The following is a 15,889-nucleotide window of genomic DNA, read 5'->3' as shown; positions in this document are numbered from 1 at the left end:
AATTAAATCACTCAAAAACTTCTATGACTACTGATTCAGGAATCCACATATAATCAATTCCCTCATCATTAATGGGAAACTCAAAATAATACCAGTTACCATCTAAGTCTGTCTTGTATTGATCACTGCCCTCTAATCCTTCCAGCCATTGTTCTTCTGCAATAACTAACTCATCTTCATCATTAACAAAATCTTTTGGAAAACCTTCTCTAATTATCTTCAATTTATATTCATCTTCTGGGAAATTAAAGCCACTTTCTCTATATGACTTTGCTGTATAATGATTTCCAACTTGATAATTTATGCTCATTTATCTCAACTCCTAGTAAAGATTATTAATAATAATAGTATGTATATTCCCATTGATAACTTTCAAAATCAACCATAACAATAAAATTAAATTATTTGTAACAAAGCCCGCAATTAAGTTCTTTAAATATAGTGCCCAGGTTTTTTACAGATCATCAAACATGAAATGGTTTCTAGTTACTTCAGTCACGAGAAAAACCTTTTATCTTGTTTTATAAAAAACCAATATAAGATACTAGACTATTACTTAGAATAAGTTTATATGCCAATAAAAAGCTTTTTTTCGGGATGAAGAAGAAACTGTCTCTTAGCATAAGATTTCTACGAAATATTATCATTCATAACTAATATACATCCAACTTATATAGTATTGAAAAATGTATCTCCTCGAATATTCCTGGGTTTTTATTGGAGGTCAGCAAAATTTTAAATCACATGTTATACTCTGTGCGGATTCACAAATCTATAGTTCTTCTAAAATTGAGTTTTCATATTTCAATTCTTTAATACTTTCTAAAATGTTAATAATAGTATCTGGTATAATGTCATGAGGTGATTGACCTGATTCGACAGCTTCTTTTAATTTTGTTGCTATAAATCTATTTTTCAAAGGCTTTCCCGTTGGTCCTAATGATTCAGTTGCTTCATCAATTAATGAGTCATAATTAAAGTAAGTTATTTCTTTTTGTATAGTTTTTTCAAGATTATCTTCTAGAACTGCATGGGTTGCTTCAATTTCTGTTTCAACTTCATCAATACTACTTTTTTCATTATCTACTAATTTTAATAACTCTAGAGTCTTTTCTTTTGTTGCACTATCATTATTATTCTTATCACCATCAAACCATAAAAAAGTTGGTATTTTAAACCCATTAAATATTCTTAAAAGACGATCCATTTGTCCCTTACCATCAGCATGAATTACAGAGACATTATTCTTATCTAAATTATAGTCTACAGTATCTGCCACAATTGGTAACAAATATTGTTCTGAAGGACCTTCAACAATAACTACTTTATTAGCAAAAAATCCTTCATTGATCATAGGATTAAATACATGAGAATATTGTTCACGTATACCTATTTCACTAGCAGAAACTCCTTTTCTTACTTTTAAATCATCTTTTAATTGTTTAATAAGAAGTTGGGTAGGATTACTAAAAGTTTTTCTTTGTTTTGTTTTTTTACGCATTATACAAATTTCATCAAAAAAACTAATATTAACAAATAAACTTGAATGAGTAGTATATATAACCTGATCTTTGCCACTTGCAATTTCTCTGATTACTGACATAAGAGTTCTTTGAGCTTGTGGATGCAAATATAATTCTGGCTCTTCAATTGCAAATAAAACACTTTTTTCAGATGCTTTTTCACCAGCCGTTTGCAAGTTCGCAAATTCAGAATATGCTCTTAAAATTGTAAAGATCATTGCTCTTTGTAGACCGTGTCCTTTTGTTTCGATGGCAGTTCTAATACCATCATTTGCATATAATTTTGCTCCACCAAATACATCATTTATTTTGGGCATATCCATTTCTATCTCAACGTCACAATCCATTATTTCATCAAGAAGTTTATTTAATTTAGTTTCAATACTTTTAATCTCTTCTATTCTTTCATCATTTTCGCCTCTATTTAATATACTTTCAATTTCTGATAATTTGGTAGATATTAATTTTTTTCTTTCTTCAGATATTTTTTCTAAAACCGAATTTATTAATTGTCCAAACGGATTAGTTTTTGCAACCTTAGTTTCATCAGTTATATCTCTAACTGCAGGTATGTATATAAATTCTGGCAATGAACCTTTTAGTACTCCAGAGTAACCTTTAGGATTACTTACCTTAACTTCTTTCCACTTAATTTCTTCATCATGATCTTTTATAAAGTCTTTTGCTGCTTCTTTCCAATCACCAACATTTGGTTTAGTCGTACCAATATAATCAATAAAATTTAACTCATTAGTTTTAAGTTCTTCTTTATTTTTCCACCATTTTGTAATAGATTTACCATTAATTTTATTCTTTTGCAACCATTCAATTTCTGGAACTTTTAATATTGCGTAGTTATTGAAAGTGTAACTTCCTTCACTTTGTTTTACTACTTCTTTTTCAATAATTAGTTTTTTATCATTCATCCATGGTTTAAATTGATCAATTTCCCAAGGCGTTAAATTAGAAAATGAAATTAATATTTTAATAGGATTTGAAGTTTTATGATCATAGAAACATTCATCATCAACATATTTTGTGGATGATTCAAAAAACAATTGTAAAGCTTTAAGAATATTAGATTTCCCACTATTATTTTGTCCAACAAGTGCCAATATACCTTGTGGATTAATTTCAATACTCTTTAAAGAACGATAATTTTTAATAATTATATTTTCTATTTTCATGATATCCTCCTCTTAGCATAGCAAATAACTCTTCTGGGATTTGCTCTCGTATCTGATTCCCTCAGGACATGGTTCGTATCCGTGATTGTTTATCATACAAGCTTTATGACAGGAGTCATGACAACAATCTCATTTTAGGCGAAGTTACAATGTTTTATATAATATTTATTAGTGTTTAACAATAATAACTGATGTATTATCTTTATTGTCTAGATCATTCTTGAACTCAACTTCATCTCTTATATTCCCTAAATCATATATTAAAAATATCAGATTATTATATTTCTTTTTATATGACTGTATATCAGCATTTATCTCATCTACCAATCTTTTGCTTTTGTTTTTGTTTTTACAAAATTTTAATTCTAATGCTAAGTTTAATCTAGAAAATATAAAGTCAGGTATCACTTCTTTAACTGAAACTTTAACTCTTCCAGTTTCTCTATCATAATCTAAACCTTTTGAAAGTCCCCTTCCAATAAGTAATTGTTCAACAGCATCCTGTATTTGATATTCATTATCTGGTTTATCAAAAATTGCTCTCCTAAGTTTGTTTTGTAAAAAGTTTTTTAAGTCCTCTATTTCATCATTTCTAATATTTAATTCATTTTCTAGCAAAGACTTTAAAATAGTAACATTTGCTAATATAGAATCAAAATAATTTTTTTGTACTATAGGAATAGTATCAGCAGAACTTTTTATATTTTCAGTATCAAAGTAGTCAAGTGAACTAACATCGGTTAATTCTTTTGCTACAAATTTAGCTAATGTATTATATTTTCTCATAAATGTTTTATAACTACCAAAGCTCCACATATTATTTTTGTCTTTTTCATAAATGAACTTTAAAGAATCTTCTAATGCTTTAGTTTGATTTAAATAATTCTTCAATTTATTTTTATTCAATACTATCATCTCCCTATCCCTATAATCTAAATCTAGCTTGCAATTTCACTTAACGTTACTGGGGTTTGAGAAATTTATGAGGCTTAGGGCGTCTGCCCTTCCCAAACGAATTTATATGGAGCGAAATCTTTAATCTCATGTTATATGGAGTTCAAATTTTCAAGTAATTACTTATAATCTCAAGCGGGCAGACAAACTGTTAATTTTTCTACAACAATTTGCCATACTGTATTGAATAATAAATAAAAAAGAGAGCTTATTTCACTTATCATTATCCTCTCCCTTACTTTTAACTCTATTAAATTTGACTTCATCCAGTTTAAAATGACTAGTAATAAAAAAACCTTAAATAAATCTACATTGATTGGATGTAGTAAATTAACAGTATTGCTACCCAACTCTGGAATTTTGTTTGCCAGCTTCAGATCATAAATATTTTTTAATTTTGACATAAATTTATGTTAAAATGATAATTAAAATTCTAAAAAAGATTTAGTTTATTTTTCTAAATTTAATATAACGTTACTAGGATTTCCGAAGCACCTGTGACCTTAGGCATGTCCGAAATCTTGCCATTATATTTCTTGCTGCTATTATTGCAAGCTTTTTGACAAAAATCATGTCCCGAGGGGTAGACTTGCTCTTAAGCCTAACGTCAATCCCATTTTATCTGAAGTACAGACAATATACACTTATTAATTAATATCATTTTTAATAAACTCATTTATATCTTTCAAATTCATCTTTAAGTCAATACCCTTTTTTAAACTATCTATATATTCATAAGAATCTACACTGTTCATAAAGACTATTCTTTTACTTTTATTAAAATAATCAATAAATTCTTTTGGAGAAACTGGTACATCTCGAAAAGTATTGTATATGTAATCCAAAAACGTATCAGATACATTACCAATTGGTATATCAAACATTTCACAAAAATCTACATAAAAGTTAGTTGTTTGATCTGATGGAACTTGAATAATATTAGTTAATATATTTATTTTTTCTAATGCTTCTTTGATATCTTCTAACTTAACTTTTTTATAAACTAATATTTGTATAATTTCTGCAATTTCTATTGGTCCAAATGTTGAAATATTTGCTTTTTTAGCTTCTTCCTGTAATAAATCATATAACTCATCTGATGTATGTTTAGAATAATAAGACATAAAAGAAGCATTGTATATATATAACGACTCACTCTTTGATGCAATATTTATACTTGAAATAACAACTGAAATTAATGAAAATCCAACCCAACTACTAGCTAAAATAATAAGTTTAGTTGTATTCCAATTAACTGTAAAAACAGTTAGCATACCTACAACCAATGATAAAGCAGCTTCACCATAATCTCTTGTTTTTAAATACACTATAATTGACACTAATATCATGATTAGTAAACTAAAAGCCATGTATAAACCAAATTTAATTATTACAGTTACTACTCCAAACGTAAGAAAAATTGCTGAAATAATTAATGCAGGAACTAAATTATAAGCAGCTTGAAAAGTAGATTTTAAACTTTTTAATGCATTTATACTACTTTGCTTCACACTATTTTGTTTCACTCTATAACCTCCAAATAAGCTTTGGATTGTCAACCCTTTTTACAACAATTTTTTATCGAACATTAAATATCTATATTCAACAGGTGTTAGGTAATCTAACGACCCGTGGATTCTGTGGTTGTTATACCAGTTAACATAGTCAAATAGCTCATATTCCAGCTCTTCAAAGCTTTTGAAGATTCTATCATAAGCGAATTCAGTCTTAACTACTTTAAAGGCTGCTTCTGCCACTGCATTGTCATAAGGACAGCCTTTATTGCTTAAAGAACGCTCAATATCGAAGCTGTCTAAAATATCATCGATAGCTTTATTTTTGAATTCATTACCTCTGTCAGTATGTAAAATATTAATCTGATCCAATGGTCTTTTAATACTTTTAAAGGCCTCAGTTACTAATTCAGCATTTTTCTTTTTACCTGCTGCATAACCTACAAACTCACGGTTAAAGAGGTCGATTATCAGGCAGATATAGTTCCACTTGCCATTTACATTAACATAGGTTAGATCACTAACAACAACATCCAGAGCTTCTTCTTTATCAAATTCTCTGTTTACAACATTGGCTATTTTATCTTCATTATAGCTGGAAGAATGAACTTTATATTGCTTTTTAGTATAGGTGGAAATCAAATCATATTTCTTCATAATTTTACTAATTCTGCGTCTGGATACCTGATAGCCTTTTTTGGCTAATTTTCTTTTGATTTTTCTGGTTCCATAGTGATTTCTGCTTTTTTTGTGAATAGAAATTATTTCACTTTCCAGTTCAATATTAACCTGTTTTTTCTTAGGGGTATAGTAAACCATACCCCTTGATATATTGAGTGCTCTGCACATGGCGCTGATACTGTATTTATCCCTGTTTGCCTTGATAACTGCTATTTTCGTCCCATTATCAGCGCCGCTTGCTTTAAAATATCATTCTCCATTTTTAGCTGCTTATTTTCTTTACGTAGCTTAATTATTTCTATTTCTTTATCAGATCTATTATCTTTAGCGCTGAATGAACCTGAGTTATTATAGTCTTTTATCCATTTATGAAGTGTGGACCTTGCCATTCCATATTCATTGAGTATTTCAGTTTGATTTTTACCATTATTGGCCAGAGCAACAACTTTTCTTTTGATTTCTTCAGGATATTTAGTAGGCATGATATTTTCCTCCATTTTAGTTTGTTATTATCTTATTATATCATGTCCGAGAAAAAACTGTTTAATTAATTATACCCTATCCACACCTCTTTTAAATGGTTATAAGCTCTTCGGTGTTCATTTTATCTTATAATCCAGAACGGGTCAAAAATGTATTAAAATATTTTTAATCTTTATCTAAAATAATTTTATATCCATTATTAATATTTTGAGTATCATTAAATTCAAATTTTTCTCTTATTCTCAATTCTACTTTTTTACTTAAATACTTAGTTTTATTTTTAACAGTATCTAAATACTTTGGTTCTTTTGTAATTATCTCATCAATTCTATCTTGATCAAGTTCTGATATAGAAAATTCAAATATATCTTTTATTGTTTCCTGACTAGAAAGAGTTTGTTTTATATTAGGTAGTTCATTTTTATTTATAATTATAGTTTTATTAATTTTTTTATGAAATCCCCCTTGGGAATAGTAATATATAGGTATTTTATAATCTTCAATTTTATAATAACCTGTTAGCATAGCTTTATTTTTATCTTGAGCTATATTAATAAATTTTTCATTTTCACTAAAAAGTCTATGAATATTATTACCACCTATTGAAATCAAAATTACATCTTCAGAAGACTTATCAATAAGCTTCTTTACTGATTTCTCAATTTGATTAAAATATTCGCTTTCATCAATATTCTTAGTCTCTATTTCTAAAGACAAAATTTTATTTATAAAATGATTATTTTCATACTGAGAAAAATTAATAGCCCAATTAGCAGGAACTGCCGTGGAATCTATATACCAGTCATCTATAAATGTTGACCTATCTACTAAGACTGGATTGAATTCAAAATATTCATCATCGAATTCGCCATATTCAAAATTAACAACATTGATTTGTTCTAACCAATTCCTAACAATTGAATTTTTATAAAATGACTCTATAAATTTTTCTTTAAATTCAGTTAATTTCTTACGGCTTTTTTCACTTCCCATAAGTATTTTTTCTATTTTCATTTCACACTTTTCTATAATAATATCTAGTTTAATTGATAATTCATTATTGGCTATAAATTTTGCTTCTTCAATATCAAATCCTATATTATTAATAAGCTCTTTTTCTTTTATTTTTTTATTTTTTAAAGCAGTTATTCTATATTTTAAATTATTTAATTCTCTGGCATTGTAATTTGATAATGAAATTTTAGTATCTTCATTTTTTTGAATTGTTTTCATAAATAATAGTATTAGATAAATTTCATAATAATGCTTACTACCATGATTACCCTCCCAAAAATTATTATAAAACAAATTGCCTCTTACGATTAAATCCAGAATCTCAGTGAAAGAATTAGGAATAAAATCATGTCCTGCATTTATATGACTCGCATCTTGGGGTTGATGATAATTCCACATATACTTAATATAATTATATTTTTTCTTAAAAATACAGTAAGCACCTATGTAACAAGTTATTTGTAATAAATTATTATATTTATATTTGTCCAAAACAAAATTAATTACTTTTTTTTCTTCTTCCCACAAATCATTTAGTTTTTCATCAGGAAGATTCTTTTCTATTATATTTTTCAATTTATCAAATTCTTTAATCCACTCATCAAGCGACTCGTTATTATAAAGCTTATTTAATTTTTTATCTAATTTTTTTGTTAACATTTGTATATTTTTATCGACATAAATTTGTTTATCATTTAATAGTAAAATGTTACTATAGCTTGCTATTGTCTTTCTATAACGATTTAAATGGATTAAATCTAAATCACTAATGAAAGAGTTAAATAATTTAAATTTTTCATTCTTTATGATAATTCTCAGGTTTGCTTTTAAATATTTATTAAATAATTCCAAGTAGTCAAAATTAAAAACACTTTCTTCAATAGTAACACTATAAATTGACTTAGTATACCATTTTGTGGCTAAAAAATATGTGGATTCATAATCTTTATTAATATTTTTTCTTAAAATATCATTAAACTTAATTAAAATATTTTTTGTTAACAAACCTGTATTTTCTTTGGTAACTAATTTTAATAAAATATCGCTTAAATTATTAATTACAAAGACAATTATGTCTTCATTTTCCTTATTTGAAGAGGCATTGTAAATTCTAAGAAATTGATTTATTGTCGTTCTAAAACTTATCATTCTTCTATGAGGAGAAATGAAATTTAAAGAATTTCTATTCTCTTCATCTTGAGAATAATATTTTTCTAAATACCACTTTTCAAACGTAATCTTCTCAAATACACTTTGATCTATTTGCACCAAATCAGTGTAATTAATTATCAAATCACTAAATTTTCTTAAATTATTTTTGATCAACTTATTCTTCTTATATTGTGTAATATGTACCAAAACATCTCCTATTCCTTCTACAGATTCTATAAAAATATCTTTTTGTTCATCATAGTTTCCTTTATAATTTATAGCTTTATTTGCATTATTAAATAATTTATTCAATATATACCTGTTGTCTTTAATATAAGATACTATCTTTTTAAAAAATATCAGCAAAAAGACTATTGAAATAATAGAAATAATGAAGTGAATAAAAATTATTAAATTCCAATTAAATGAGTTTAAATTTTCATCATATAAAAATAGAATAGCAGAAGAAGAAAATAGCAGTAAAAAGCTTATAATCTTTAAAAAAACTATTGATTTTTCACTATTAAATTTTTTGGCAATTATACTTGACTCAAATCTAGCAGAAATTCTAGCAATTATATCAATACTTAGTGGAATTGCAATAGCCACTATAGTTCCTGATAAAGCTGTAACAGTTGTTAAATATGCTAAATTAACATTTAGTTGTTTTATAAAAGAAATAAACCAATCCATCATATTAATCACTTCCATATATCAATTTTGAAACCTTAACAATAGTTGATTTTCTAATTATACATTTCCATAATCAAATTAATATTCCTTTATTATGAATAAAATTAAAAACCTATCCTAATTCATAAGCAGCCTAAATAATACTTACAAATCAAGATAGATTTCTCGTGAGTGACAGAACTTATTTATTCAAATTGATATATTCTTTATCATCATCTACCAAACTTTCAAGCGGATTATAATTTTTCATAGACTCATCATCGGAAAATTGGTGAACATACTGCTTTGTAATTTCCATACTCTGATGATCTAATAAATCCATCAATCTATAGGGATCACCACCATTTTTAATCCACAAGCTGGCAAAAGTGTGGCGGAAGGCATGAATATTGCTTCTATCTACTCCTCTTCTATTATTATATCGCACTATAGCGGACCTGAGACCTGCTCTAGACAGTTTTTCTCCGTACTCTGTAGAAAACAAATAGTCTTCAGGAGCACCTTTTCTTATGCCCATATATTCCTCTATGATCTTTTTGAATTTTCCATAAAAGCTTACTTGATAAGTATGATGGGTTTTATAATTAAAAAGAGTAATTTTCTGATTGGCCAAATCAATATCTTGATTCTGAATATTTACTGTAGTTTTTATTCTAGCACCAGCAGTAAGAAAAAAGTTAATTATAACCCAATTTCTATAAGTAGAAAATCTAGTCTTTTTAATATTGGGCTTTTCCAGCAGCTTAGAAAGTTCATTCGTGCTGTAAATTTCTTTCTTTTTTCGCTTATTATCTGGTAATAATAATATCTTAAAAGGTTCAATATTCAAATCATTTCTTTCAATCATATAATAAACAAAAACACGGATAGCTCTCAAAGCAGTATTAGCACTGGTGGTATTATAATTATATTTTCTATCCAACCAAACTAAATATTCATTTATTAGCTTTTTATTTACATCTTTATGGCTAATATTTTTATTCTTAGTTTTTGTAAAAACGATAAAATTATGAATATTATTTTCATAATAATCAATAGTCGCAGGCGATAATCTCTTAGACCTCTTCTCTTCTAAAAAATCAGCTAAAATCTCTTCTAAATCAGGCTGCTTAACATCAATTTTGATCATAGTTTGCTCCCCCTTTTAAAGAAAATAATTCCGCATAAAAAATACTATTATAAACAAAAAAAGTGAACGACTGATTGTTATAAAAAAATAACAATACAAGCCTTTCACTAGCTTATAATTATAAAGTTTTTACACGGGCTTATCCCCTTCATATCGGGGTTTTCTCAGAATTATATTCCCAAAAAGGTCTCCCGAGAGGAGTCGAACCCCTAGCCTTCTGATCCGTAGTCAGACGCTCTATCCAGTTGAGCTACGGGCGCACAGTTAAAACTTTTCTTAAGCAACAATAAATATTATAACAGTTACTCTTATTATCGTCAAGGATTTTTTGAGAAAAAATTATATTCATTGATCTGACAGCCTTTGTGAGCTATTTAAGTTAGTTAGTAAGCTGTCTTGACGACAGTAAAAAAGACCATTTATAGAAAATATCTAGTGTTATTTAAGTGAAATTTCCAGTATGAAAATTTGAAAAGCATCTGATCTTTTAGGTATTAACACTTCTGACCCTGCAAAACCTTCCGTACTTTTTAAGCTATATTATTCTGGTTGAAAAGTCAAGTTTTTGTCCTCTATTAATATGTTAATTACTTTAATCTGATATTTCGAAAACTTAAGTTATTAAATTTGCATTTATTGATAGTTATCTTACTCAGAAATTAATGATCAAATATTTCTTCTGCATATTCCGTTTTATCCTTTAATTTCACTGGCTTTTACCTTTCATTTTCTACTTATAAATAAAGCCGGCTGAAGCACATCACCTCAACCGGTTAGATTAAATTCTATCTTTTTTTGACTGGAATCCAAATTTCACTTCTAAATTCCTCTGCTTCAGTATCTTTACTTTCATTCCATAATATTTCAGGACCTTCTGCCAGCTCATATTCTGAACCAGGAAACCATTCAGAATAAATACGTCCCCAGACATTCTGAAGAGTCTCTGGAAAAGGACCAATAGCTTCGAAAACCGCCCAACTTCCAGCTGAAACCTCCAATTTTGCTAAATCATCTGGACAATTTTGGGTAGTCGCTGTTCCAATATAATGATCAAGTTCCCCTTCTTCTTCCATCCTCCCTTCTGAAAAATTGGTGGATGCACTAATAATTCCTGCTGGCTCGATATCGGAAAGCTGTTTTAATCTGTTAATTGTTTCCTGATCTAAACTCTGCCACATTGCATCAATTGCTGAATTTGCTCCTTCAAAAACTATAGGAACTCTTTTCATAATCCCAATAATATTGAACTCTTCTTTTTCTACTATTCGATAATTCATTAAATCTCCTCCTTTAATTGATAACTGGAAGGTCATTGGTGGAAAAGCTTTTAATGATTGATTTTTATCCCTGGCTGCTGTTGGTGTTAAACCATGAAAGCCCTTAAAAGCTCTTGTAAACGAATCTGGTGAGCTATATCCATATTTAAGAGCCAAATCAATTATTTTAACCTGTCTGTTACTCTGCAGCTCGAATGCTGCTAAGGTCAGCCTTCGATTTCGTATATACTGTGATAAAGTAATCCCGGCTATATAAGAAAACATCCTTTTAAAATGATATTCAGAACAGACAGCAATTTCAGCAAGCTTCTCAAAGTCAATCTCATTTGTTAAATTTTTTTCAAGATGATTTAAAGCTTCGTTCAACTTAGTCAACGAATCCATCAAAAAACCTCCCTTATCAATTTATATCAATATTATAACAGTTTGTTTTTAAAAAAACCCTACATTTTGTGCACAATTATGTAGGGAGGTGCTAAATAAAAATTTATTTAGTTTTTCAATTATTATTTTCTCAAACATTAATCTAGCCACTTATTCTCTTTTTAATTCTTCCTTTGTTCTCAAGTCAATCCGCTGATTTCAAAAGTGAAACAGCCTCTTTTTCAGGCAGTGGTCTGCTGAATAAATAGCCCTGTATATAATCACATTTCTTTTCTATTAAATAATCTCTCTGAGATTCAGTTTCCACACCTTCTGCAACCACAGTCAAACCCAGGCTGTGGCTTAAATCAATAATCGCTGCAGCAACAATATTATTTTCTGTTCCTTTAGTTATTTTGTTAATAAAGTACTTATCAATTTTTATCAGGTCAATATTTAACTCTGTTAATCTATAGAAAGAAGAATAGCCTGTACCAAAGTCATCCAGAGCAGTTGTGATGCCTGCCTCTTTTAATTTTGCCAGTTTCGAATTAATAATCTCAAAATTATTTAATAAAACAGATTCCGTAATTTCAATTTTAATATTCTCAGCTTTTATACCAGCATTATTTATTATTTCTATAACCTTATTTGTGAAATCTTCCTGTATAATATCCAGTCCTGACATATTAACTGATATTTTAACTTCTCCAAATCCAGCTTTTTCCAGATCAGCAGAAAATTTAGCTGCTTTTTTAAGAATTAGTCGACTCAGTGATATAATTAAGTGCTTTTCTTCAGCAATCTGAATAAATTCATCTGGCGCAACTCTACCATATTGACTGGACTGCATCCGGGCAAGAGCTTCAAAAGCAACTACTTTATTCTTATTCAAGTCATAGATTGGCTGATATTCGAGATATATTTTATCATTTTCCAGACGAATGCTTTCTCTTAATTCACTTTCTAGATTATCTTTTCTTTTTATCTGTTCTTTCATTTCCTGATTGAAGAAGAGATATGGACTTCCACTTTCTTTTCCATAATCAAGGGCAATATTTAATCTGTGTTAATGTATAAATTAATCTTCTAATATTAAATCAACAAATTCATCTACCATCTCAGGATCAAACTGACTTCCTGAACATTTCTTTATTTCTTTTAAAGCCTCTTTTTTTGGCAATGGCTCACTGTAAGGTCTGGCATGGGTCATCACATCATAGGCATCAGCTATCGCAATTATCCTGGAGAAAAGTGGGATCTCTTCTCCCTTCAAACCATTCGGATAACCAGTTCCATCCCATTTTTCGTGGTGGTGTAAAATATATTTAGCAATAACTGAAAATTCTTCAGTAGAGCTTGCTATTTTATAGCCTCTTTCAGCATGCTTTTTCATTGTTTCCCATTCATCTTTGTTTAACTTATCCGGCTTTTTTAAAATCCCCTCAGAAATTGTTACTTTACCTATATCATGGATCGAAGCTAATAGAGATAGATTACTCAGCTGTTCATAACTTAAATTGAGCCTCTGCCCCAATTTAACTGCTAATTCTTCCAGCCGCTGAACATGTTCTTTATTTTCATTGCTTTTGGCTTCCAGAGTAATCATTAAATTCTTTATAATATTACTTTTGCTGTCCTTATTTTTAACCAGTTTATCTTTATACATATTATCATCAGCCTGCTCAAATATCTGCTCAATCTCTTCTTCCAGCTTAGTTTTAGTCGCAAAACCGATACCTAAAGATAACTTATTTCCTTCAACTTCAACCTTAGTGCTTTCTTCTTTAATTCTTTTTATTATTTTCTCAACATCTTTTTTAGGAGTCTGAGGTAAGATTAGAGCAAACTCATCACCGCCAAATCTTGCTAAAATATCTTCGTCTCTCAAACATGACTTAAGCACAGCTGCAGCACTTTTGATCAGTTCATCTCCTGCCAAATGGCCGTAGACATCATTAATCATCTTCAGACCATTAACATCAATAACCACCAAACTTAGCGGCAGCTCATCTTGATTATCCAGCCTTTTTAACTCCTGATCAAAATATGCCCTATTATAAAGTCCTGTTAACTGATCATTATAGCTTAAAAACTCAAGTTTCTTTTCTTTCATTCTCAGATTTGTCAGATCTACCTGCATTGATAAAATACCTGCTCCTTTATCAGGCAGATTAATTTTAGTTTCTTTGAAATGAGTATAATAGTGCTCTCCATTTTTATTAATATTATCAAGGTTAAATTCTAAATCCTGACCACTTAGTATTATTTCGATATCTTTTTTTGCTTCTTCAATTCTATCAGGAACAACAAACTTATTAAAAATACTATCTCCTATTAACTCATCTTTGCTGTAACCGGTCATCTCACACAATTCTTCATTAACCTCGAGGATGTTTCCTTCTGGATCCTCAACCAGCATCCCAATCGGAGCCGAGTTGAAAATCTTTTTATACTGTTCTTCTCTTATTTGTAATGCTTCTTCATAATTTTTCCTGTCAGTTATATCTTCATGCATGATTAAAACTCCCTCAGCAAAAGGAGTAACTATCATCTTTACCCAGGATTTATTTTCCGAAGATGAATCATGATATTCTAACTCGAACTTGTCTTTTTTGTTTTTGACGACAGCTTTGATTCCTGAATTTATCTCAGCAGAATAATCTGCGGCAGAATTATTGAGACTTTTGATTAGCTCAATATAATTTAAGCCGATACTGTTATTTTTTATTACTTTATCTGTTTGTGAAATATATTCTTTCCAGTCATTGTTTATAAATATGATTTCCAAATCTTTATTTAAGATCACACTTTTATATGCTAAAGAATTTAGAAAACATGGAGTTTCGCAGAGCATTTTATCACCTTCTACATATATAATTGTTGACACAATACAATCCTTATTATATCACTCAAGTTAATTGAGGTAAATAGTTTGTGCAGTAAAATCAAAAAATTTAAGGAAAGTTTTGATAAATATAAAAACCGGCAGAGATTTTAATCCCAGCCGGTTACTAACTTGCTCCTATTTTAATGCTTCAAAAAATCTATTATTTCTTCTTTAGAATCTACAGTTACAATTTTCTCACTTAAGTCTTCAATTTTACTTAACTCAGATTTGTTAATTAAATCAATAATTTCATTATCTGCATTACCAAATTTTGCTTTTATTTGTCTGATCATAAGCATCCTTGCTTCTTCTTGTTTTCCTTCGTCTTTTCCTTTTTTCTTCCCCTGCTCTTCTGCATATTTAAATATTCTTACCATTTTGTAATCCCTCCATATTTCTGAGATTTCCTGATCACTTAAAAGTTTATCGCATAACACAAATGTTAAAGCAACAATATTATTTTTTAGATTCTGTTCAACTTCTAGCTGCTTCTCCAGCTCAATAGTCTCTTTAACCCGTTTAACCATATCCTGGTCACTATTCATTAAAGGTAGAAATATTAATTCCAGGTAATTAATTTCTTCACCTTTCTCTATTTTTTCTCTTAATTCTTTCATCTTTTCTTTACCATCTTTATCAGACATGTTAACAACAATTGTGTTGTAGCCCAGACTCCCGGCATTAAAAGTTGCCTCAGCAGCGGGATAACCTTTAATACATAAAATTATTGTCCGTATTTTATCTCTATATCTATTATACAACTTTAGATCATAGGAAGCAAAACGAATCAAATCATCAACAGAAACCTCTATCTCTTCTTCTAAATGCAAAATTGAACCATCTTCTAATTTAAAATTTAAATCCATCCTTTCCGCACTTGTTTCAATCTCAGCAAACTCAGTCTCCAGATAAGAATCAATTCCAGGCAGCTCCACCTTTAAAAAATCGCCAATATCATTTTTAAAGAGACTAAAAGAATCTTTAAAAACGAAATCATAATTATGAGCCGTCACATCAAACTGCTGCATT

The 15,889-nt window shown here is 28.8% G+C and carries 11 protein-coding genes; all 11 read right to left on the bottom strand.

What is annotated here, in order from left to right; translation table 11 throughout:
- Positions 1–7 precede the first annotated feature (7 nt).
- Positions 8–310, bottom strand: coding sequence for a hypothetical protein (locus C8C76_RS00300; RefSeq protein ID WP_108137532.1), 303 nt, complete (start codon positions 308–310; stop codon positions 8–10).
- A 462-nt stretch (positions 311–772) separates the two neighbouring features.
- Positions 773–2,710: an ATP-dependent nuclease gene (locus C8C76_RS00295; protein WP_108137530.1), complete on the bottom strand. Its 1,938-nt coding sequence runs from the start codon at positions 2,708–2,710 to the stop codon at positions 773–775.
- A gap of 168 nt (positions 2,711–2,878) precedes the next feature.
- On the bottom strand, positions 2,879–3,616 hold the full coding sequence (locus C8C76_RS00290; RefSeq protein ID WP_108137528.1) for a hypothetical protein: 738 nt from the start codon (positions 3,614–3,616) through the stop codon (positions 2,879–2,881).
- Positions 3,617–4,311: 695 nt separating this feature from the next.
- Entirely contained in the window at positions 4,312–5,190 is an 879-nt protein-coding gene (locus C8C76_RS00280) for a hypothetical protein (RefSeq protein WP_108137524.1), read from the bottom strand.
- A 39-nt stretch (positions 5,191–5,229) separates the two neighbouring features.
- Positions 5,230–6,356, bottom strand: a protein-coding gene (locus C8C76_RS00275; RefSeq protein WP_108137522.1) for an IS3 family transposase whose coding sequence is annotated in 2 segments (ribosomal slippage) — positions 5,230–6,104 and positions 6,104–6,356 — 1,128 coding nt in all. Because the reading frame shifts where the segments join, the coding sequence is not laid out codon by codon here.
- A gap of 151 nt (positions 6,357–6,507) precedes the next feature.
- Positions 6,508–9,204, bottom strand: a complete 2,697-nt coding sequence (locus C8C76_RS00270; protein WP_108137520.1) for a hypothetical protein — start codon at positions 9,202–9,204, stop codon at positions 6,508–6,510.
- Between the two features lie 178 nt (positions 9,205–9,382).
- Positions 9,383–10,330, bottom strand: a complete 948-nt coding sequence (locus C8C76_RS00265; RefSeq protein ID WP_108137518.1) for a tyrosine-type recombinase/integrase — start codon at positions 10,328–10,330, stop codon at positions 9,383–9,385.
- Between the two features lie 785 nt (positions 10,331–11,115).
- Positions 11,116–11,991: an AraC family transcriptional regulator gene (locus C8C76_RS00255; RefSeq protein ID WP_108137516.1), complete on the bottom strand. Its 876-nt coding sequence runs from the start codon at positions 11,989–11,991 to the stop codon at positions 11,116–11,118.
- A 184-nt stretch (positions 11,992–12,175) separates the two neighbouring features.
- Positions 12,176–12,970 carry a putative bifunctional diguanylate cyclase/phosphodiesterase gene (locus C8C76_RS00250; protein ID WP_108137514.1) on the bottom strand — a complete coding sequence of 265 codons (795 nt, stop codon included), beginning with the start codon at positions 12,968–12,970 and terminating at the stop codon, positions 12,176–12,178.
- Positions 12,971–13,051: 81 nt separating this feature from the next.
- Complete coding sequence (locus C8C76_RS00245; protein WP_108137512.1) at positions 13,052–14,827, bottom strand: sensor domain-containing diguanylate cyclase/phosphohydrolase; 1,776 nt, start codon at positions 14,825–14,827, stop codon at positions 13,052–13,054.
- A gap of 173 nt (positions 14,828–15,000) precedes the next feature.
- The gene (locus C8C76_RS00240) at positions 15,001–15,888 is read right to left on the bottom strand and encodes a DUF4351 domain-containing protein (RefSeq protein ID WP_108137510.1); all 888 of its coding nucleotides are present in this window, start codon (positions 15,886–15,888) and stop codon (positions 15,001–15,003) included.
- Between the last annotated feature and the right edge of the window lies 1 nt (position 15,889).

Origin of the sequence: Halanaerobium saccharolyticum (genome assembly GCF_003053565.1) — a bacterium.
Lineage (GTDB): Bacteria > Bacillota > Halanaerobiia > Halanaerobiales > Halanaerobiaceae > Halanaerobium > Halanaerobium saccharolyticum_B.
Note: the sequence above shows the minus strand (reverse complement) of the source record. Positions and strands in the feature narration are given on the sequence as shown.